Annotated in this window: 14 protein-coding genes and 1 other RNA gene; 13 read left to right on the top strand and 2 right to left on the bottom strand. The window is 63.0% G+C overall.

Annotation, left to right across the window (positions count from 1 at the left end):
- Positions 1–146: 146 nt before the first annotated feature.
- Complete coding sequence (locus tag C8267_RS04115) at positions 147–464, bottom strand: hypothetical protein (protein ID WP_087362177.1); 318 nt, start codon at positions 462–464, stop codon at positions 147–149.
- A gap of 256 nt (positions 465–720) precedes the next feature.
- Between C8267_RS04115 and C8267_RS04110 the strand changes: the two genes are divergently transcribed.
- The 3 genes from C8267_RS04110 (at position 721) to C8267_RS04095 (ending at position 8,284) form a co-directional block, all read left to right on the top strand.
- Positions 721–3,708: a tetratricopeptide repeat protein gene (locus tag C8267_RS04110; RefSeq protein WP_106633771.1), complete on the top strand. Its 2,988-nt coding sequence runs from the start codon at positions 721–723 to the stop codon at positions 3,706–3,708.
- A gap of 11 nt (positions 3,709–3,719) precedes the next feature.
- Positions 3,720–5,570, top strand: a complete 1,851-nt coding sequence (locus C8267_RS04105; protein WP_106634161.1) for a hypothetical protein — start codon at positions 3,720–3,722, stop codon at positions 5,568–5,570.
- 323 nt (positions 5,571–5,893) lie between these two features.
- Positions 5,894–8,284, top strand: a complete 2,391-nt coding sequence (locus C8267_RS04095) for a TonB-dependent receptor (RefSeq protein WP_106633769.1) — start codon at positions 5,894–5,896, stop codon at positions 8,282–8,284.
- A 232-nt stretch (positions 8,285–8,516) separates the two neighbouring features.
- Here the strand turns inward: C8267_RS04095 and ffs are convergent.
- Positions 8,517–8,614, bottom strand: an RNA gene (gene ffs / locus C8267_RS04090) — signal recognition particle sRNA small type.
- 49 nt (positions 8,615–8,663) lie between these two features.
- Between ffs and mltG the strand changes: the two genes are divergently transcribed.
- From mltG to C8267_RS04040, 10 genes are all read left to right on the top strand, one after another.
- Entirely contained in the window at positions 8,664–9,680 is a 1,017-nt protein-coding gene (gene mltG, locus C8267_RS04085; RefSeq protein ID WP_106633768.1) for an endolytic transglycosylase MltG, read from the top strand.
- A 67-nt stretch (positions 9,681–9,747) separates the two neighbouring features.
- Positions 9,748–10,350, top strand: coding sequence for an L-threonylcarbamoyladenylate synthase (locus C8267_RS04080; RefSeq protein WP_106633767.1), 603 nt, complete (start codon positions 9,748–9,750; stop codon positions 10,348–10,350).
- A gap of 270 nt (positions 10,351–10,620) precedes the next feature.
- Positions 10,621–11,202 (top strand): DUF4199 domain-containing protein, encoded by a 582-nt coding sequence (locus tag C8267_RS04075; protein ID WP_106633766.1) that lies wholly within the window; start codon positions 10,621–10,623, stop codon positions 11,200–11,202.
- Positions 11,203–11,206: 4 nt separating this feature from the next.
- Positions 11,207–12,163, top strand: a complete 957-nt coding sequence (locus C8267_RS04070) for a glycosyltransferase family 2 protein (RefSeq protein ID WP_087362170.1) — start codon at positions 11,207–11,209, stop codon at positions 12,161–12,163.
- A gap of 8 nt (positions 12,164–12,171) precedes the next feature.
- Positions 12,172–12,636 carry a DUF4293 domain-containing protein gene (locus tag C8267_RS04065; protein WP_199792075.1) on the top strand — a complete coding sequence of 155 codons (465 nt, stop codon included), beginning with the start codon at positions 12,172–12,174 and terminating at the stop codon, positions 12,634–12,636.
- A 261-nt stretch (positions 12,637–12,897) separates the two neighbouring features.
- The gene (locus C8267_RS04060; RefSeq protein WP_158699701.1) at positions 12,898–15,303 is read left to right on the top strand and encodes a DUF5689 domain-containing protein; all 2,406 of its coding nucleotides are present in this window, start codon (positions 12,898–12,900) and stop codon (positions 15,301–15,303) included.
- Positions 15,304–15,434: 131 nt separating this feature from the next.
- Positions 15,435–16,709: a DNA/RNA non-specific endonuclease gene (locus tag C8267_RS04055; RefSeq protein WP_234025689.1), complete on the top strand. Its 1,275-nt coding sequence runs from the start codon at positions 15,435–15,437 to the stop codon at positions 16,707–16,709.
- Between the two features lie 55 nt (positions 16,710–16,764).
- Positions 16,765–17,796, top strand: a complete 1,032-nt coding sequence (locus C8267_RS04050) for an endonuclease/exonuclease/phosphatase family protein (RefSeq protein ID WP_087362167.1) — start codon at positions 16,765–16,767, stop codon at positions 17,794–17,796.
- A 16-nt stretch (positions 17,797–17,812) separates the two neighbouring features.
- Complete coding sequence (locus C8267_RS04045; RefSeq protein ID WP_199792074.1) at positions 17,813–20,641, top strand: carboxypeptidase-like regulatory domain-containing protein; 2,829 nt, start codon at positions 17,813–17,815, stop codon at positions 20,639–20,641.
- A gap of 17 nt (positions 20,642–20,658) precedes the next feature.
- Positions 20,659–21,906: a DUF5689 domain-containing protein gene (locus C8267_RS04040; protein ID WP_087362166.1), complete on the top strand. Its 1,248-nt coding sequence runs from the start codon at positions 20,659–20,661 to the stop codon at positions 21,904–21,906.
- Positions 21,907–22,182 lie beyond the last annotated feature (276 nt).

The following is a 22,182-nucleotide window of genomic DNA, read 5'->3' as shown; positions in this document are numbered from 1 at the left end:
TCCGGGCCTCAGTCGGTTCTGCCCGGGCCCTTAGTCGGTTCCGCCCGGCCCCGTTCGGTCCCGCCCGGCTCCGTTTGGCTTTCCGGCCACAGTTCGGCCCCGCTGGCCGCCTTCGGCTCCCTTCGCGGGGGCGGGGACGGGAGGGGTCACCCCTTGTCGGGCTCGGTGCTCACGATGACAATCTCGCAGCTGACGGGGGCAATCCGCCCCAGCATGCGGGTCGTGCCGCAGGCCTGCTCGTGGGTGAGCCGCAGGGCGTGGCTCACGGCCGTCTGCTCCTGCTCGCGGCGGCAGGCGACGTTGAAGTGGAGGCGGAACGAGGTGAAGAGGCTCTCGTCGCGCAGCGAGTCGGTGTCGAGCTCGCCCGAGAGGCTGATTTCGAAGTTGCTCGGGCGGACGTGGCTCTGCTCCATGAGGCGCAGCGCGACGCGCCCGGCGGCGCAGGCACCCGCGCGGAGCAGCATCCCGTGGGGGGGGCAGCTCCGTGCAGGTGGTCTCCGGTTCGGGCCGGAAGGTCGAATCGGCATTCATGCGAAGTGTGATTTTTTCGGTCATGGTCGACAGGATTTTGTGTTACCTCTCCATCGCGGGCAATAATCGTTCCCCGATGGTGTGCGGATGGCCAAAAAGTATTATCTTTGAGCCATCCTTTGCGAAGCCCGCCGCCCTCCGCTTCCGGAGACGCATGCGGCACGGGGGCTTCGCCCAAAAACGAATGCTATGCGCGGAAAACTGATTTGGTCGCTGCTGCTGGGCTCCCTTGCGTGGATGCAGACGCAGGCGGCGACACCCGAGGCTCTGGCCGCCCTCGAGCGCGGCCGCGAACTCTTCGACCACGGCCGTTGGAGCGACGCCCGGCTCGAATTCCTCAAGGCGCGCGAGGGGGTTACCCCGGCCGACTACCACGCCCTCCAGAGCATCGACTACCACCTGGCGGCCTGCGCCGTCGAGCTGGGCAGCCGCGATGCCGAAGCGGCGCTGCTGGACTTCGAGCAGCGCTACCCGGGCTCGGTCTTCGCCAACGACGTGCGCTTCTCGCTGGGCTCCTACTACTGCACGCAGTCCGATTTCGAACGGGCCCGCGACTGCTTCGAACGGACCGACTACAAGGCGCTCGACCGCTCGCGCCGCGAGCAGTACGACGTGCGGATGGGCTACGTCGCCTTCACCGAGGGGCGCTATGACCAGGCCTACGACTACTTCGACCGCATCGGCAGCCGCAGCCGCTACATCGACCATGCCCGCTACTACAAGGCCTACATCGACTATGCCGAGGGACGCTACGGACGGGCCCGCCAGGGCTTCGAGCAGCTGGCCCGCAGCGAGGCCTACGGCCCCGTGGTGCCCTACTACCTGCTGCAAATCGAGTTTCGCGAGGGGAACTACCGCTACGTGGTCGACCACGGCGACGAGCTGATGCGCAAGGCCGTGCCGGCGCGCCGCGCCGAGCTGGCGCGCGTGGTGGCCGAGTCGTGGTTCCATCTGGGCGACTACAACCGCACGCTCGAGTACCTGGCCGTGTTCGAGGAGGCGGGCGGCGAGCCGGGACGCGACGAGAACTACCTCAAGGGCTTCTCGCTCTACCGCACGGCCCGCTACGCCGAGGCCGAGGAGCCGCTCCGCAAGGCGTGCGGCGCCGACGACGCCCTGACGCAGAACGCCTCGTACCACCTGGCCGACTGCTGCCTGCGTAACGGCGACAAGCAGTCGGCGATGGAGGCCTTCGCCATGGCGGCCAACGAGCAGTTCGACTCCACGATTGCCGAGGATGCCCTCTTCAACTACGGCAAGCTGCAGTACGAGCTGGGCGGCGGCGCCTTCAACGGGGCCATCAACGTGCTGAGCCGCTATGTGGAGCGTTACCCCTCGTCGCCGCGCGCGGCCGAGGCGCGGACGCTGCTGGTGGCGGCCTACTACAATTCGCGCGACTACGATGCCGCCTATGAGGCCATCCGCGCCGTGCCGGAGCCCGATGCCGAGATTCGCGCCGCACTCCAGAAAATCGCCTACTTCCGTGCGCTGGAGGCCTACTCGGCGGGTGACCTGGCGGCCGCCCAGCGTTCGCTGGCCGAATCCGAGCGGGTGAACGTCAGCCCGAAATATGCGGCGCTCGGCAACTTCTGGCAGGGCGAAATCGCCTTTGCGCAGGGCGACCGCGCCACCGCCGCTTCGCGTTACAACGCCTACCTGAAGCGGGCGCCCCGCAGCGAACGCGAATATGCGCTGGCGTGGTACAATCTGGGCTACTGCGACTTCGACCGCGGACGGATGAGCCAGGCGCGCGCCTCGTTCGAGAAGTTCCTCGCGCTCCGTACGGCCCCGGCCCGCTACCGCGCCGACGCCTGCAACCGTCTGGGCGACACCTACTATTCGGAGCGGTCGTTCGACCGTGCGCTCGAGGCCTATGCCCGCGCCGAGGCTGCCGGTGGCGACGCCTCCGCGACGCGCTACGCCCGCTACCAGCGGGCCGTGACGCTCGGCATCGTGGGGCGCAACGACGAGAAAATCGCCGTACTGCGCCAGCTGGCCGCCGACCGCGGGGGCGAGTATGCCGATGCGGCCGCCTACGAGCTGGGACGCACCTACATCGCGCAGCAGCGCTACGACGAGGGGGCCCGGGCGCTCGAACGCTTCGTCGAGGAGTACCCCTCCTCGCCGCGCGTGACGCAGGCCCTCTCGGACCTGGGTCTGGCCTACCTCAATCTGGGTGACCGCGCGCGGTCGCTCTCCAGCTACGAGCGGGTGGTGAGCACCTCGCCCCACTCGCCCGAGGCGAAGGAGGCGATGCAGGGCATCCGCGAAATCTATGTCGAGCAGGGCAACGTCGACGGCTACTTCGCCTACGCCGAGCGGGTGGGGGCCGAGAGCGACCTGACGGCCCTCTCGCGCGACTCGCTCACGTTTGCCGCCGCGCAGAAGCTCTACCTGGCCGACCGGGTGGAGGATGCGGCCAAGTCGCTGCGCAGTTACGTGAACAACTATCCGAAGGGGTATTACCTCAACGACGCGCTCTATTACCTGAGCGACTGCTACCTGCGCAGCGGCGAGCGCGAATATGCCATCGAGAGCCTCACGGAGCTCGCCTCGCGCGGACAGCACCCCTACCGGGTGACGGTCCTCGAGAAGCTCTCCGAGCTGACCTACGCCGAGAAGCGCTACGACGAGGCTGCGGCGGCCTACCGCCAGCTCTACGATGCGGCGCCGACCGCCTCGGGGCGCGAGGATGCCATGACGGGCTACGTGCGGGCGACGCTCGCCGGGGGCGATACGGCCAAAATCGAGGCGATGGCGGCCGACGTTGCGGCCCATCCCGACGCCGGGGCCACGGCGCTGCGCGAGTCGAAGTATGCGCTGGCCGGCCTGCTCCGCGAGCGGGGCGACGGCGACGCGGCGCTGAAGCTCTACCGCGAGCTTGCCGCGGAGGTGCGCACGAAGGAGGGCTGCGAGGCGGCCTACCGCCTCATCGAGGCGCAGTTCGCCTCGGGCGACCTGGACGGGTGCGAGAAGGCGGTCTTCGCCTTTGCCGACCGGGAGCCCGCCTCCTCCTACTGGCTGGCCAAGGCCTACATCCTGCTGGGTGACCTCTACGTGCGCCGGGGCGACAACTTCCAGGCCCGCGCCACCTACCAGAGCGTGGCCGACGGATACTCGCCCGCCGACGACGGCATCGTCGACGAGGCGAAGAAGCGAATCGAAAAACTGAATTGAGCAAGAGCAAGATGAAGAGATTGTTGCTGGCCGTCGCCCTGTTGACGGCATTCCCCTGTGCGACGATGGCGCAGGTGGAGAAGCAGGTCGAGGTGACCAAGGCCTATGTCCCGAAGGTGGAGCAGGCCGCGAAGCTGGCCATCGAACCCGACATGACCGATACGGTGCAGATGCGCCCCGAAATCGACTATACGATTACGCCGCTGTCGCTCGAGACGACCCTCGATACGCGGCCGATTCGCCCGGCGTCGGTCACCTACTGGGAGTTCAACCGTCCGCTGCCCTTCTATCTGAAGGTCGGTGCGGGCTATCCGCTCAATTCGGTGCTGGACTTCTACGCCGCCACGCAGAATCCCGATACGGGCTATGCGCTGGGCTACATCAACCACAAGGGGCGCTATGCCGACATCCGGAACTGCTTCGATGTGAAGAATAACTCGCTCTGGATGGAAAACCGCGCGGGCGTGGCTGCCGGCAAGTATCTGGGACGCCACCTGCTCGAGGGGCACGTCAGCTACGAGAACCGCCTGCTGCACCGCTACGGAGTCTACCTCGCTCCGTGGCATGAGGATATGCGCCCGTGGATGGAGAAGCCGGTTGCCGGTTCGAAGGTCAACTACGGCGAGTTCGCCCTGAAGGTGCGTTTCGGCGACGACTTCAAGGATATGGAGCGCCTCAACTTCGACGTCACGCTCGACGGGTTGCTCTTCCGCGACCATTCGTGGGCCTATGACTATCCGTCGAAGGCGCAGCAGACCAACCTCGGGGCGAAGGCCCGCCTCGGGCGCCGCTTCGGCCGCCATCTGCTCCTGCTGCAGGGCGGGTACGACTACCTGGGCGGCGGACGCAGCTACGACTTCTACTCGGAGAACATCGTCCGCGCCGGGGCCCGCTACGGCTACGAGGGCGGGGTAGTGGCACTTGAGGTGGGGGCCGACTACACGTGGGACAAAATCGCGGGAGCCTCCTCGCGCAGCTACATCTTCCCCTATGCCCGGTTCGAATTCAACATCGGCACCGAGAAGCTGCGCCCCTTCCTTGACGTCGACGGAGGACTGCACGACAACAGCTTCCGCTCGCTCACGCGGATGAATCCCTACGTGACGGCGCCTACCCGGTTCAATGCGCACTGGGAGAAGTTGAACGTGTCGGAGCCCCTGCAGCTTGCCTTCCGGCAGAAGAGTTCGGCCGACTACAACGTGCGGCTGGGCATTCACGGCTCCATCTTCCGCAAGATGCTCTCCTACCGCATCTATGCCGGCTTCTCGGTGCGCGACGACCATCCCTACTGGTATTCGCTCTCGGCTCGGGAATTCGAGCGCCTGTCGGACGAAGGTGGGGATGAGTCCATCCTCGCGGCCTTCAACGGCTACTTCATCCCCGTCTTCGGGCGACAGACCGTCACCTCGTTCCACGGCGAGGTTGAGTTCCGTCCGGTGAGCAGCTTCCTGCTCTCGCTCGAGGCGCACGGCTATGCCTACAACAACGACCTGGCGCTCCAGACGGGCGAGCCTCGCTTCCGGGGCGCGGTCAAGGCCCGCTACGAAGGAGGCAAGGTGTCGTTTGGCGTGGGACTCCACATGCAGGGCAAGCGGAAGTGGTCAACACTTTACGAGGCCATGCTAACCCCCCAGCTTGGCAGTCCCGAATACATTTATGCACACTACTTCTCGCCCGACTACCTGGACTCGTTCGAGGCCCCCTTCGCCTTCGACCTGCGGGCCGACGTGGTGTGGAAGGTCAGCGGACGCGTGACGCTCTTCGCCGAGGGGCGCAACCTGCTCGACCGGAGGCTCTACGACTACGCCTGGTATCCCGAGTACGGCGCCAACTTCACGGCGGGCGTCATCCTCAACTTCTGAGCCGCCCGTCAGGCCGCCATCGAAGCGTCCGGGCCACCCGTTGAGCCGCCGGGCTGTCCGTCCGGGCCGCCCGTCCGAGCTGCCCACTGAGCCGCCGCCGGGTCGTCCGCCGGGTCGTCCGCCGGGTTCTCCGTCGGGGTCTCCGTCGGGGTCGCCCACCAAGCCATCCGTTCAGACCGTCCGACGGGTTCCCCGCCGAGCCGCCCGCGCGCGGCATCCTTTGCGACGCAATGCATGCAACTCCGGTCCGAAAAGGGCCGGAGTTTGCCGTATCTTTGTCCGATGTATCTGATAATGCATTGTTTTTTCACTACATTTGTAGTATGAAAACCGTTCGCCTGCTTCTTTCGTTCGCCGCGGCGCTGCTCTTCCTCTCCGCCGCAGCCGCTCCGAAGGGCTACCCGGTCCGGGGCCGTGTCATCGACCGCAATACGCGCCAGCCGGTGCCCTATGCCTCGGTGGTGGTCTCCGATGCCGGAAACCGCGGCGCTTCGACCGACTCGGCCGGCATGTTCACCATCGAGCGGGTCGAGCCCGGCATCCGGCGCTTCGTCATCTCGTCGCTCGGCTACCGGACCTTCCTCACGTCGGAGTATCTGGTCTCGGCGGCGACCCCCTTCGTCGAGGTGGAGCTCGAGGAGGCCCCCGGCGCCATCGAGGCGGTGACGGTCACGCCGTCGCCCTTCCGGCGGACGGTCGAGAGCCCCGTGGCGATGCACGTCATCGGCGTGCGCGAAATCGAGAAGAGCCCCGGCTCGAACCGCGACATCTCGCGCATCGTGCGCTCCTATCCCGGCGTCGCCTTCTCGCCCGTGGGCTACCGCAACGACCTGATTGTCCGCGGCGGAGGCCCCTCGGAGAACCGCTTCTACATGGACGGCATCGAGATTCCGAACATCAACCACTTCGCCACGCAGGGCGCCACGGGAGGCCCGGTGAGCATTCTCAACTCGGACCTCGTGCGCGAAATCAGCTTCTATACGGGGGCCTTCCCCGTCGACCGCTCCGGAGCGCTCAGCTCGGTGCTCGACTTCCGGCTCAAGGACGGCGACATGGACAAGCAGAGCTTCAAGGCGACGCTGGGCGCCTCGGAGGTCTCGCTCAGCGGCCGCGGCCACATCGGGCGCAAGACCACCTACCTCTTCTCGTTGCGGCAGTCCTACCTCCAGCTGCTCTTCAAGATGCTGGGGCTCCCCTTCCTGCCCAACTTCATCGACGGGCAGTTCAAGGTCAAGAGCCGTCTGACGGAGCGTGACGAGCTGGTGGTGCTGGGGCTGGCGGGCATCGACGACATGAAGCTCAACACCGACCAGAAGGGCGAGGAGGCCGAATACCTGCTCAGCTACCTGCCCCGCATCCAGCAGGAGACCTTCACCGTGGGGGCCACCTACCGCCACTATGCGGGCATCCATACGCAGTCCGTCGCGCTGAGCCACACCTATCTGAACAACCGCAACCTGAAGTACCGCAACAACGACTCCTCGACCGAGGAGAACCTGACGCTGCGCCTGCGCTCCGTCGAGCAGAAGAGCACGCTGCGGGCCGACAACCGTTCGCAGCTGGGGCGCTGGACGCTGCGCGCCGGCGCCGAGCTGACCTACTCGACCTATACGAACACCACGCTGCAGCGCCTCTTCCACAGCGCCGAGCAGGGGAGCGAGCTCTCCGACTATCGCACGTGGCTCGGCATGGTGGGGTGGGGCGCCTTCGTCGGCGCCGACTACAAGTCGCCCAACGAGCGCTTCACGGCCTCGGCCGGCGTGCGGGCCGACGGCTGCGACTACTCCTCGTCGACGAGCGCCTTCTGGCGCAACCTCTCGCCGCGCCTCTCGCTCTCGTATGCCTTTTCGCACGCCTGGTCGCTCAGCGGCAGCGCGGGCCTCTACTACCAGCTGCCTCCCTATACGGCCCTCGGCTTCAAGGACGGCGGCGCGCTGGTCAACCTCGGGCTCGACTACATGCGCGTGACGGAGGGCTCGCTGGGGGTCAAGTGGAACCTGCGCGACCGGCTGATGCTCTCGCTCGAGGGGTTCTACAAGTTCTACGACCGGGTGCCGCTGTCGGTGGCCGACGGCGTGCCCCTCACCTGCAAGGGGAACGACTACGGCGTGGTGGGCAACGAACAGCTGGTCTCCACGGCCGAAGGACGCTCCTACGGTCTGGAGGCGATGGTCAGCTGGCAGCTGCCCGACCGGGTCAACGTCGTGGGGTCGTTCACGCTCTACCGCAGCGAATACCGCAGCGACCGCCACGCCCCCTACATCGCCTCGGCGTGGGACAACCGCTTCGTGGCCAACGTGAGCGGCACCTACGACTTCCCGCGCAACTGGAGCGTCGGCCTGAAGCTGAGCGCCGTGGGCGGGGCGCCCTATACGCCCTACGACGTCGACAAGTCGTCGCTCAAGGAGGCGTGGGATGCCCAGGGACGTCCCTACTACGATTATGACCGCTACAACGCCGAGCGGCTCGATGCCTTTGCGCAGCTCGACCTGCGCATCGACAAGGTCTTCTACTTCCGGCGCTGCATGCTCGGCATCTACATCGACCTGCAGAACATCACGGTGAGCAAGCTGCGCCAGCCCGACGTGCTGATGAGCACCGGGGTGGTGGAGAATCCCACGGCGCCCCTTGCTGAACAGCGCTACCGGATGAAATACATCGCGCAGGAGAGCGGAACGCTCCTCCCGACGCTGGGTGTGACCGTCGAGTTCTGAGCCGGCCGCCGCATGTCGGGCCGGGCGGGTGCAAGCATCCGGAGAAAAGGTGGTGAAGATGGAGGATGGGCAGACCTGCCGCAGGGAGCTGCGCGCGGGGCGGGCGGCTGCTGAGCGCGGCCGTGGCAACTGGGCACGCAGGGCACAACAGGGCTCGGCAGAACGCCGCAGGGTACAACAAGGTACTGGAGGGTGCCGGAGGATGCCGCAGGTTGCGGCAGGGCACAAAAAAATGGGTAAGCTACTTATATCGCACCGCTACGACCACATACCCTTGCTCGATTCCTCGCCTGGGGGATTCTGTGGGAGCTGGTCGTATAAGACTTACCCGCGACAAAAGTAGGAATATTTTCCTATCTTTGCAAGAAATTTTCGTCGAATGCACAAAAAAGCGCTTCTTTTCATCACGCTCGTCGCCCTCGTTGTGGTGATGGCCGGGGCGGCCCTCGTCGTCCGCAACCAGTTCTACGGCAGTGCCGTACACGAGGAGTCCGACCTCTACGTCAGCTCGCGGTGCGACTACGCCGCCCTGCGCGACACGCTCGCGCGGCATATCGGCCACCGCTGGGCCTTCGACCGCTATGCCTCCCGTCTGGAGCTCGGGCGGAGCTTCAAGCCGGGCCGCTACCTGCTCCGGCCCGGGATGAACGTCATCGAGGTGGCCCGCATGCTTAAGCTCGGGGAGCAGACCCCCGTGCGCATCACCTTCAACAACGTCCGCACCCCGGCGCAGCTGGCCGGAAAGCTCGGCCGGCAGTTCGACGCCGACTCGGCCTCCTTCGCGCAGGTGCTCACCTCCGATTCGCTGGCCCGGACGCTGGGCTTCGACAGCGTGACGCTCTTCTCGATGTTCATCCCCAACACCTACGAATTCTACTGGACCGCCTCGCCGCAGGAGTTCGTCACCCGCATGAAGCGCGAATACGACCGCTTCTGGGCTGCGGGCCGCGACGAGAAGCGCGACCGCAGCGGCCTGAGCCGGCTGGAGGTGATGACCCTCGCCTCGATTGTCTACGAGGAGACGCGCAAGGTCGACGAGATGCCCCGCATCGCCGGCGTCTACATCAACCGCCTGCGCCGGGGCATTCCCCTGCAGGCCGACCCCACGGTCAAGTATGCCATGCAGGATTTCGGGCTGCGGCGGATTCTCTACAAACACCTGAAGTACCCCTCGCCCTACAACACCTATGTGAACAAGGGGCTCCCCCCTTCGCCCATCTGCATGCCGAGCATCGATGCCATCGATGCGGTGCTGGGCTACGAGCGCCACGACTACCTCTTTTTCTGCGCCCGTCCGACCTTCGACGGCTACCACAACTTCGCCCGCACGCTGCGCGAGCACAACGCCAACGCACGGGCTTACAGCGCAGAACTCAACCGCCGTCGGATAAAGTGACGCGCCGTGCGGCGAAAAAGGGGCCTCGGCGGCCGTTTTTGAATAAAAAATTGCTACCTTTGTTCGCATGATAACAAAGATTTACGCACAGAATCCCTCGGAGCGGGAGTTGGTCCGGGTCGTGGCCGTGTTGGAGCACGACGGGGTCATCATCTATCCGACGGACAGCGTCTATGCCTTCGGCTGCTCGCTGCGGAGTCCCAAGGGGCTCGAACGGCTGCGCCGCATCCGGGGCAAGAGCGAGGGCGAGCTCTCCGTCGTCTTCGGGAGTCTGGCCCAGGTGGCCGAGTATTGCCGGGTCGACAACGCCACCTTCCGGACGCTGAAGCGGAATCTGCCGGGGCCCTTCACCTTCGTGCTCGAGGCCTCGTCGCGCATGCCCGACAAGGCGCTCGAACGCCGCAAGACCATCGGCGTGCGCATCCCGGCCCATCCCGTGGCGCGGGCCATCGTCGAGGCGCTGGGTGCGCCGCTGGCGACGGCTTCGGTGCGCGACGATGACGAGGTGGTGGAGTACACGACCGACCCCGAGCTGATTCACGAGCGCTACGGCCGCGAGGTGGAGCTGGTCATCGACGGCGGCATGGGCGACAACGTCCCCACGACGGTCGTCGACCTGACGGGCGACGAGCCCGAGGTGCTGCGCGAAGGCAAGGGCGAACTGCGCTGAGCCGGGGCCGACAGCCGGGGGGGGGCAGAAAGCAGGACACCGGGCCGCCGGGGGCCAAAAGCAGGGGAGGCGAAAGCAAGGAGCCGGGCAGCCGGGGACTGACAGCCGGGGGCCGAAAGTAAGGGCCGGGCAGCCGGGGACCGAAAACCGGGAGAGCGGAATGCCGGGGGACCGACAGCCGGGAGAGCGGAATGCCGGGGGCCGACAGTCGGGGAAGCAACAAGCAAGGGACCGACAGTCGGGCGTAGAGAAAAAAGCGAAAAAAGATATATGGGAAAGACAAGTTTCTGGAACGATGCCGCCAAGTACGGGGCGATGGTCGGCCTGCTGCTGGCCGTCTCGACCGTCGTGGAGAACAGCATCGTCCTCTCGGGCCGGCTGTGGCTCTACATGCTGCTGATGGTCGAGTGGGTGGTGGCCGTGGTGCTGCACTACTACCTGCTCCACCGCTTTACGCGGCGGCGCGCCATGCAGCGCGACGAGACCGAGGGTTTCTCCTTCGGCGAAGCCTATGGCTTCATCGCGGCCATGTCGGCGCTCGGAGGCATCATCTCGGGAGCCGTGCAGTACATCTATGTCTATGGCATCATCGGCTACGGCCGCTACATCGAGCGCTCGGCCGACGCCCTCTATTCAATCATGGCCCGCAGCGGCAACGTCTCGGCTTCGATGGAGAACCTCCTCTCGCAGTCGGTGGCCCAGATGCAGCAGTCGCCCGAACCGTCGGTCTTCTCGGCCGTGGGCGGCGGCGTGCTCACCAGCCTGCTCTTCGGTCTGGTCTTCGGTCTGTTCATCGCCTCGACGGTTTCGCGTCCCGCCAAACCGTTCGGAGGTCCTGAAGGTAATGTGTAACGTGATGGAAAAACTCGATTTGTCAATCGTCGTCCCCCTCTACAACGAGGCGGAGTCGCTGCCCGAGCTGGTGGCGTGGATTGACCGTGTGGCCCGGGCCAACAACCTCTCCTACGAGGCGATTCTGGTCGACGACGGCTCGAAGGACGGCTCGTGGAAGGTCATCGAATCGCTCAGGCGGAGCTATCCCGCCGTGCGCGGCATCGGCTTTGCCCGCAACTACGGCAAGTCGGCCGCCCTCTACTGCGGCTTCGAGGCGGCCCGCGGCGAGGTGGTCATCACGATGGATGCCGACCTGCAGGATTCGCCCGACGAGATTCCCGCCCTGCGTCGCATGATTCTCGACGAGGGATACGACCTGGTCTCGGGCTGGAAGAAGAAGCGCTACGACCCGCTGGGCAAGCGCCTCCCCAGCAAGTTCTTCAACTGGACGGCGCGGACGGTCTCAGGCATCCGCCTTCACGACTTCAACTGCGGTCTGAAGGCCTACCGCCTCAAGGTGGTCAAGTCCATCGAGGTCTACGGCGAGATGCACCGCTACATCCCCTTCCTGGCCAAGCAGGCGGGCTTCACGCGCATCGGCGAGAAGGTCGTCGAGCACCATGCCCGCAAGTACGGCCACTCGAAATTCGGCATGGAGCGCATGGTCAAGGGCTATCTGGACCTCATCACCGTCTGGTTCATGTCGCACTTCGGCCGCTCGCCCATGTACTTCTTCGGCGGTCTGGGAACGCTCATGTTCCTCTTCGGCGGCGTGACCACGCTGTGGGTCATCGCTACGAAAATCTACCGGCAGCTGCACGACATCCCCGTGCGCGCGGTGACCGACCAGCCGCTCTTCTACCTGGCGATTCTTGCCGTGATTCTCGGCGTGCAGCTCTTCCTGGCGGGCTTCCTCGGCGAGCTGATTAACCGGGGCTCGAGCGACCGCAACAAATATCTGATTGACCGAAAACTCTGAAACGTATTATGATACAACGAATCCAAACAATCTATCTGCTCGTGGCCGGGGTGCTCATGGGGCTTACGCTCCTGCTGCCTCTGGCGTGGTTCGGCGGCGATGCCGGGTCGTTCGAGCTGCGCGCCTTCGCGCTCAAAAGCCTCGACGGCTCGCTGCACCAGAGCACCTGGTACATGGGCGTGCTGCAGGCGGTCTCCTGCCTGCTTCCGCTGGTGACGATTTTCCTCTACCGCCGGCGGCTGCTCCAAATCCGCCTGTGCGCCGTGGCGATGGTGCTCATGGTGGGCGTGGTGGTCATGGAGGCCATCTACTACTTCCTCTGCGCACGGCTCTTCGCCGACTTCGCCTTCCACACCCAGGGCTTCCGGCCGGCCATTGCGCTGCCGCTCGTCAGCCTCTTCTTCATGTACCTGGCCGCCCGCGCGATTTTCCGCGACGAGCTGATGGTCCGTGCCGCCGACCGCATCCGCTAAGTCGGCCGCTCCGCTCTCCGCATTCTGTACTTTGGTACAAAATGCGGACTTTTTGCCCTAAATCGTCTCTTGAGGACGCTCCGGACGGAATTGTGGAGAGCGGGGTATTAAATGTGTGTTAAATGCTGGGGATGCCGGCTTGCTTTGTCGAAAAATAATTTTATCTTTACAGCGTGAAATAGTCTCCATAATGTAACCCGTTATGGGACAAATACGAATAATTATAAGACCTCACATATTCATTAATTTTTTTACTTTTTTATGAAACGATTGAATTTTTGGAGGACATTGTTCTTCTCGATGATGGCTGTGACGGCCTTCGTCGCATGTTCGAGCGATGATTCGGAGGGCTCTGGCGTAGAACCCTCAATTACGGTCAACGGAAAAGAGGCCGTGACGGTTGCTCATGACCTTTCCGCCGGTACGACCGAAGCCGTCGAAGTTGTTTCTGCCGGAAAGTGGACCCTGGTCTCGAAGACCGAGGGCTCGGATACCTGGTGTACTCCCAGCGTGAACGGCGGCAACGGCGGTACGACGCAACTTACCTTTGAGCTGGGAGCCACAACCGAGGCGCGCACGGCTGTCTTCGACCTCTCGGCTACGGGCGAGCTGATGGGCTATCCCATCACCAAGCACGCCACGGTGACCGTGATGCAGAACGGCTCGGGCTCGACCACCGGTGAGACCAACGTGGCCGAGGTTCGTGCGCTGGTTGCAGCGATGAACCCCACGATGACCAAGGTGGACGCTTCGGCCGAGATTCTGGCTCTGGGCGACATCATCGGTGTTATCTCGGGCGACCCGGGCGAGACGCCCAACATGGGCAACAAGTACCTGACGGTCATCCAGGATGTCGACAATGCCGAGAACTCGGGTCTGATGATTAACCACAACAACGTGTCGACCTGGAAGACGGGCCAGTTGCTGAAGATTTCGCTTGCCGGCGCGCAGGTGCAGAAGTACAACGGTACGCTCCAGCTCAGCCTTTCGAACAGCGCTACGGTAACCGTGCTTGAGGAGGGTGTCGAGATTACGCCGGTCGAGCTCGCTTCGCCCGCCGACATCGCCAAGTACGAGTCGCAGCTGGTGACGCTGCCCAACGTGCAGACCGCTTCGGAATATGCCGAAGGGACTACCTATGCTCAGCAGTACAATGCCAACTTCGTAACCGACAAGGGTGAGTCGTTTGTCGTTCGCACCAACAAGACCGGTAACGAGGGCTTCGGCGCCACCGCTATCTCGAACCTCAGCGGTCCGATTGTCGGCGTGGCCAACTGCTATCAGCGTGATAACGCCGGTGCCGTAACGGTACAGCTCTTCCCGCGCAATGCCGAGGATGTTGCCGGTCTGACGAACCCCCGCTTCACGATTCAGAGCTCGTCGGCTACCATTGCAGATATTCTTGCCGGCGGCGAGGGTGCCTACAAGGTGGAGAATGCAACGGTGATGGCCGTTACGCAGCGTTCGTTCGTTGCCAAGGATGCTACGGGTGCAATCCTCGTATTCCGCGGCTACGACGCGGAGATTCCCGAGGTGGGCTCGGTTGTTACGCTCGACGGTCAGGTTACGACCTTCAACCAGGCACTGCAGTTCGACGCTTCGGCTACGGTGACCAAGACCGGTACGACGACCGTTACGGAGCCTTCGGCCACCGAGGTCAACGCTTCGAACATCCAGTCGATTATCGACGCCAACAAGGTTGTCTTCGTGAAGCTGCCGGGTGAGCTCTACAAGGATGGCGACTTCTACAACATGAACCTCTCGTTCGACTCGTCGCATTCGGGTTCGATTGACGCTCCGGCCGAAAGCCTCAACATCGACAGCTACCTCAATCAGGTGGTGGATGCCTACGGCTGGTTCATCTACACGACCGGCAACGGCGTTCGCTTCACGATTGCCGCCACGAAGCTCGTCTCCAACACCACCACGCCGAGCGTGAAGTTCGACAAGACGTCGCTCTCCTTCGCCGCAACGGGCGCCGAGCCCCAGAAGGTGGGCTTCACCGCTCAGAACGTCACGGGCAGCGTCGATATGTCCATCGAGGGTACCGATGCCGACAAGTTCAGCATCACCGCGCAGGACGCTTCGTCGGTAACGGTATCGGTTGCCGGTGACAACACCACCGATGCCGCCTTCACGGCCCAGCTGGTTGCCAAGGTCGGCAGCGAGACGCTCGCTACGGTAGAGCTGACGCAGGCCAAGGCTGCCGCTGCAGGAGCTGAGACCATCGAGCTTGATTTCACGACCTCGTCGTACGACATTCCCGGGTCCAGCAGTGCAACCGAGCAAACCTTCTCTACGGGTGGTTATACCTTCAAGTACTGTTATCTGAAGTACTACACCGATGGCAACTACGTGATGTTCGATGCAAAATCGCATGAGGGCAGCTATCTGACCGTTCCTGCCGTTTCGGGCAAGAAACTCGTTAAGGTTACGATTACGAACCGCAAGGGTGCCTCGTCTACGGCTAAGGTCGCAATCTATCCGGAGGACTCTACCACCGCTGTTGCCGGCGGCGAGGCTTCCGAGTGGCCGGAGGATGCTCAGAAGCTTGCATCGGATTTGACCTTTAATCTGACGGGTACCGATGCCGGTGTTGCCTATCGCATCTATGCCATCAAGGGTAAGAATGCACAGGCTGTAAAGGTTGTTCTGGAATACGAGTAACCGCTGCCGGCATTCCATCCGCAGTCGAGGAAACCGACTTTTAAACCAACCACTCTTGGCGGGGGTAACACTCCGCCAAGAGTTTGGTTTCTTTACATGTCTTTTTTCTGAAATTTCATCGGTTTTTTATCATGCTGAAATTCAAACCGGTAATTCTGTCTGTCATCCTGCTGTCGATACTCACGATATTCGTGGGTTGCGGCGACGAGTCGCAGGGCTCCGCCAGTTCGAAAGCCTGGCTCGCGGCCGGAACCGTGAACTGCAACGCCACGACAAACAGCATCCAGACCCAGGGCGACCGGAATCTGACCTGTACGGCAACCATCCTGACGCAGGGCGACACCGAGTGGTGCTCGTTCGACCTTGCCTCCTCCGTTCTGGAGACCACGGTTGCCGTCGGCAAGCCCATCTACATCTACATGAAGAAGAACACCGCCGCGTCGGACCGTGAGGCGACGCTCCGCGTGCTTTTCTCCGACGGCTATACGGCCGATTTCACCATGACGCAGACCTCGTTCTCCGTCTCGGCCGACTACGACCGCGCCTGGGGCGAACAGCCCCTCTACCGTGCGGAGGCCGATTATGTCTACAAAACCTACTATACGACCCTGTCGAACGGCAAGCGCGTACGCAACTACTCCATCTGCTACGACCTCGACCGCCACGTCTCGAACTGGGTCGCCTATCCGCAGCATGCGAGCTACTGGACCGGCCGCAGCTACGAGGTCGGCGGTACCACCCAGGGGCGCACCAACGCCTGGGCCTACGACGATACACAGACCGAATACACCTCGTCGAGCCCCTACTACCGGGTGGTCAGCCGCAACGTGACGCAGCCCGCCATCGCGGAGCAGGACCAGCAGTACATCATCCGCAGCTATGGCCAGGGCGGCTACCAGCGCGGTCACATGCTCTCCTCGGCATCGCGATACAATACCTGGGAGACCAACGCCCAGACCTTCTATGCCACCAACATGATGCCGCAGAACGGCTCGTTCAACGGCGGTTCGTGGGGCAACCTCGAGAACAGCGAGCGCACGTGGGCCGGAACGGGCCGCTACGACACGCTCTACGTCGTGACGGGTGCCAGCTTCAAGAGCTCGAAGAGCATCAGCAACGCCAACGGCCCCATCGCCGTGCCGTCGCACTGCTGGAAGGTGATGGTCCAGGCCCGCAAGGAGTTCCGCGACAAGCCCATCTCGGAGTGTACGGCCGACGAGCTGCGCGCCATCGGCTTCATCTATCCCAACGACGCATCGGCCGACGGCATGACGCTGGGCGACGCCGCATACTCGGTGTGCGAGGTGGAGGAGTTCACCGGCTTCGAGTTCTTCCACAACCTCTCGGCCGACGGTGCCGCCGTCAAGGAGCGACTCGTGCTGTCGGACTGGGGCATCAGCAACTGATACAACCAATACAGGAGATACGAACCTGAATCGAATCAAACTCAATAGCTTTATGATGAAGAAAATTCTTCTTACAGGACTGTTTGCCGTGCTGCTCGTGGCCGGTTTCGCGCAGAAGCCCTATAAAGTGGTCTTCTACAACTTCGAGAACCTGTTCGATACGATTCCCGACCCCGACGTGCTCGACAAGGAGTTCACGCCCGACGGGCCGAAGCGCTGGAACACGGCCAAGTACACGCGCAAAATCGGCAACCTGGAGCGCGTGCTCTTCGACATCGCCGCTCAGGACAAGGATTACCCGATTGTCATCGGCGTGTCGGAAATCGAGAACCGTGCGGTGATGGAGGATGTGATTGCCACTCCGAAGCTCGCCCCCGGCAACTACCGGGTCGTACACTACGACTCGCCCGACGCCCGCGGTGTCGATGTGGGCTTCTTCTACCGCCCCGACGTCTTCAAGCTCGAGGGCAGCCAGGCCATCAAGTTCAACATGCCGGGCCGTCCCGACTTCCGTACGCGTGACTTCGTCACGATGTGGGGAACCATCGAGTCGGAGCCCTTCTTCTTCCTGGTGAGCCACTGGCCGTCGCGTCTGGGCGGCAAGGAGGCCTCGGCCTCGCTGCGCATGGCCGCCGCACGGCAGGTGCGCTCGATTGTCGACTCGGTCAAGATGCTCCGTCCCGAGGTGAAGGTGGTCGTCATGGGTGACCTGAACGACGACGCGACGGACGACAGCGTCATCGAGGGTCTGCACGCCAAGGGCAAAATCTCCGACGTGAAGGCGGGCGACATGTTCAACCCCTTCATCGCGCTGCTCAAGGCGGGTTACGGCACGCTGGCCTACCGCGATGCCTGGAACCTCTTCGACAACATCATCGTCTCGGACAACCTCGCCACGGGCTCGACCGGTGCGCTGAAAATCCAGCGCGTGGGCAAGTCGAAGTACTACGGCGGCATCTTCCGCCGCCCCTACATGCTCCAGAAGGAGGGCCAGTACAAGGGCTACCCGCTGCGTACGTTCGTTGGCAACGATTTCCAGGGCGGCTTCAGCGACCACTTCCCCGTCTATATCTACATAGCCAAATAACACTTAACATAACTGTATGAAACTGAAATCTCTACTCTTTCTTCTGCTCGCCGTGACGACCGCTACGGTCTCCTGGGCTCAGGACGGAGGCGTGCGCGGCAAGGTGGTTTCCCGCCTGGGACGCGAAGCGCTGAGCAACGTGAAGGTTACCCTAGAGTCCACGGGCCTGACGGTGACGACGGATGAGAACGGTAACTTCGAAATCGAGAACCTGCCGGCCGGCAACCACCGCATTACGTTCACTACGCCCGACTTCGAGGAGCTCGACATGGTGGTGCGCGTCGGCAATACGGTGAAGGACCTCCAGTCGGTGGTCGTATCGCCCCTGACGAGCCCCGAGGCCTTCGATGACCAGATTTTTGCCGAGCTCGACATGGACAGCTCCTCCTCCGACGAGCAGCCGCTTCCGTCGGCCCTCTCGGCGTCGAAGGATGTCTTTACGAACATCGCCTCGTACCGCTTCAGCGAGATGCGCTTCAACGTGCGCGGCTACGACTCGCAGTATCAGGACATCTATCTGAACGGCATCCGCTTCAACGACGCCATGACGGGCTACGGCCCCTGGTCGCTGTGGAGCGGTCTGAACGATGCGACGCGCAACCAGGAGACCATTTCGGGTCTCGGTTTCACGGACTACGGTCTGGGCGGCATCGCCGGTCAGACGAACATCAACGCCCGCGCCTCGCAGATGCGCAAGGGCCTGCGCGTGAGCGTCTCGAACGCCACGCAGCTCTACCGCTTCCGCGTGATGGTCTCCTACGCCTCGGGTCAGCTTGACAACGGCTGGTCGTACGGCTTCTCGGTCGGCACGCGTCAGGGCGGCAACGGCTATGTGGACGGTGTCTACTACAACTCCTATGCCTACTTCGGTTCGGTCGAGAAGCGCTTCGGCGACAACCACCGTCTGGGTCTGACCATCATGGCCTCGCCCACGGAGCGCGGTGCGCAGCAGGCTTCGACCGAGGAGGCCTACAACCTCTTCGGCAACCACTACTACAACCCCAACGTCGGTTATCAGGACGGCAAGCTGCGCAACTCGCGCATCCGCAACACGCACGAGCCCATCGCCATGCTGACCTACACGTGGGACATCTCGGAGCGGACGCGCCTGTCGGCCGCCACGTCGCTGCGCTTCGGCAAGAACGGCTACTCGGCCCTCTCGTGGAAGGACTCGGGCGACCCGCGCGGTGACTACTACCGTTATCTGCCTTCGTACTTCCTCAACCAGATTGTTCCGGGCGTAACCTCCGACAAGGGCATCTACGACCTGCTGCAGCGCGCCAAGCACGCCGGCGAGGTATGGACCGGAATGCTCGACTTCGACCGCTTCTACCGCGACAACCAGTATGTCGACCCGACGCTGGCCCAGTATGCCGGTGAGAACCAGCGCCGCTCGAACATCATCATCGAGGAGCGCCACACCGACCAGCTCGACTACAACTTCGCGGCCAACGTCGCCCACCAAATCAACAACAAGATGCGCATCGTCGGCGGAGTCAACCTGCGTGCCAACCGGACGTGGTACTACGACGAAATCAAGGACCTGCTGGGCGGCGACTACTGGTACGACATCGACAAGTTCGCCGAGCGTGACCAGGGTCAGGACCCCGTCAACTACCAGAACGACCTGGACTACTACCTCCAGAACGGCCATGCCCGCATCGTGCGTGAAGGCGACAAGTTCAACTACAACTACCGCGCGCACCTGCTCGAAGGGAGCGCCTGGGCCTTCTACAACTACGCAACGGGCGGCTTCTCGATGAACATCGGCGGTGAGGTCGGCTATTCGTCGATGTACCGCGAGGGTCTGTGGCGCAAGGGCCTCTTCGCCGACAACTCGTACGGCGACTCGAAGAAGCTCGGCTACCTGACCTACAACCTCAAGGGCAACTTCGGCTACAAGTTCTCGGGCGCCCACTCGCTCGAGGCCAGCATCGTCTACATGCAGAACGCCCCGAAGTTCGTCAACTCGTTCGTATCGCCGCGTACGCGCAACACCACCACGCCGGGTCTGACGGCCGAGAACGTGCTGGGTCTCGACCTGACCTACAACCTCAACCTGCCCTACATCAAGGCTCGTCTGTCGGGTTACTACACCGAGATGACCAACCAGGCGAAGGTCATTTCGTTCTACGACGACCTGCGCCACTCCTACACCAACTTCGCCATGAGCGGCATCGACAAGCGCTACTACGGCGTCGAGCTGGGTGTGTCGGTTCCCATCTGGAACGGCCTTTCGGTAGTGGGCGCCCTGAGCTGGGGTGACTACACCTATACGTCGGACCCCAACTTCGTGCAGACCATCGACAACAGCGAGGAGGTGGTCAAGAACGACCGCGTACACTGGGAGGGGATGCATGTGGAGAGCTCGCCGCAGCTGGCCGCCAACATCGGCCTTGACTTCCGCGGCCCGCGCAACTGGTTCGCATCGGTCAACTTCAACTACTACGACAAGGTTTACCTCTCGATGAACCCGCTCTACCGTACGTCGACCGTCATCCGCAGCTACCTCGACGTGCTCTCCTCGTCCTCTTCGTCGGTCGAGGAGCAGGTAGCCGCCGTGCAGGCCATCCGTACGATGCAGAAGCAGGAGAAGTTCGACCCGGCCTTCACGCTGAGCGCCAGCATCGGCAAGAACTGGTACATCCACCGTCAGTACATGCTCGGCTTCAGCCTCGAGGTGAAGAACCTGCTCAACGACCAGGACATCCGTACGGGCGGTTACGAGCAGATGCGACTTAACCGCGTCCGCACCGACAAGGGTACGCAGTACAAACGTTTCGACTCGAAGTACTTCTACATGCTCGGTACGACCTACTACCTGAATGTATATTTCCGTTTCTAATCCGAAAATAAGCATCAATGAAAAGCGTTAAGATATTTCTGGCTGCGGCCGTCGCTCTGCTGACCGTCGGCTGCTACAACGACTTCGACACGCCGAAGATAAAGGTGTGGCAGGAGGACGAGGTGGCGGGCATGGGTCTGACCCATATCTCGATTCTCGACCTCAAGAAGGAGTTTGTCAATCGTTTCGGTTCCCTCTCGGGTACGGGTCAAAACACGAGCTGGGACGACACCAAGGCGCTCAAGCTGGGCGAGGCCTACGCGGGCGAAGATGAGTTCGAGAGCGCGGGAACCGCATTCTGGCCCGAGGCTGCCAACTACTACATCAAGGGCAAGGTGATTTCGAGCGACGAACAGGGCAACATCTACAAGTCGCTCTACATCTACGACGGTACGGCCGCCATCGAGCTCAAGCTCAGCGGTACGCTCTACACGACCTACAAGCTCAACCTCGATACGAAGGAGAGCACCTGGGTCTATGTCCTGCTGCGCGACCTCTACCTGGGCAACTACCGCATGATGCTCTCGCTGGGCGACGCTCCGTCGGACTCCTACAACGTCGTGCAGGAGCATAAGTTCTATGCCAACTCGAACCTCGAACTGGCCGCCGACATTGACGCCCACGTGCTGCCGGGCGAGCCCTGCAAGCTCGAGGACGGGGACATCCTCGAGGTGAACAGCAGCAACTACACGACGCTGGTGACCGACGAGGAGTCGGCGCTGAAGAATCTGGGCCGTCTGGTCCGCTTCTCGGACATCACGGTCCGCTATGCCGGCGTGAAGAACCAGAACGGCGAGGTTCCGACGGCCATGAAGAACGGCACCTACGATAACAGCTATCCGACGTGGACCTGCACCGACGTGCGTCCCGTGCTGTTCCAGCCCTGGTACCGCTGGGCCTACAGCGTCAACAACGAGAAGCTCTATGCCTCGGTGCTCATCTCCTACAATCCCCAGGCGACCTATACCTCCGACCCGGGTGTCTATACGGTGCGCACGAGCGGCTATTCGCGCTTTGCCATGAAGCCGATTCCGAAGGACGGCGCCGTGGGCAACGTGCTGGGTCTCTTTGCCATCTATTCGAAGCAGAGCACCTATTCGGGCGGGTCGCGCGACTATGCCCAGTATCAGATTACGGTAAGCCGTATCGAGGACCTCGACTTCAAGGCCGAGGACCTGCTCAGCGAGGAGTGGATTGAGGCCAATACGCCGGCCGAGTCCTACGACCCGCCCGTAGCGGACGATACGGGCGACGACCTCGAGTAGAGGCGGCGCATCCGTTCCATGGGGCGGCATCCGGCAGCGGATGCCGCTCTTTTTTTGTGCGTGTTCGGGCGATGGGTTGGTTGTGCGTATTTGGGACGATGGGAGCCGGTGCCCGGCCCTGCGGGGGGCCTCTTCGGCCCTTCCGGAAGAGCAGGAGCGGGCTGAGGGGGGCGGAAACAGGCCGCGTGGTGGTGCAGGCGAGGGGAAGTTGGCAGACTGTCTCTTACAGACAGGTGGCGCTGGGGACGAATAGAGGGGTGTCGGGTTCGAGGAACG

Origin of the sequence: Alistipes sp. Marseille-P5061, from assembly GCF_900290115.1 — a bacterium.
Classification (GTDB): domain Bacteria; phylum Bacteroidota; class Bacteroidia; order Bacteroidales; family Rikenellaceae; genus Alistipes; species Alistipes excrementigallinarum.
The sequence above is the reverse complement of the archived record's forward strand: the minus strand, read 5'-3'. Positions and strand labels throughout refer to the sequence as shown.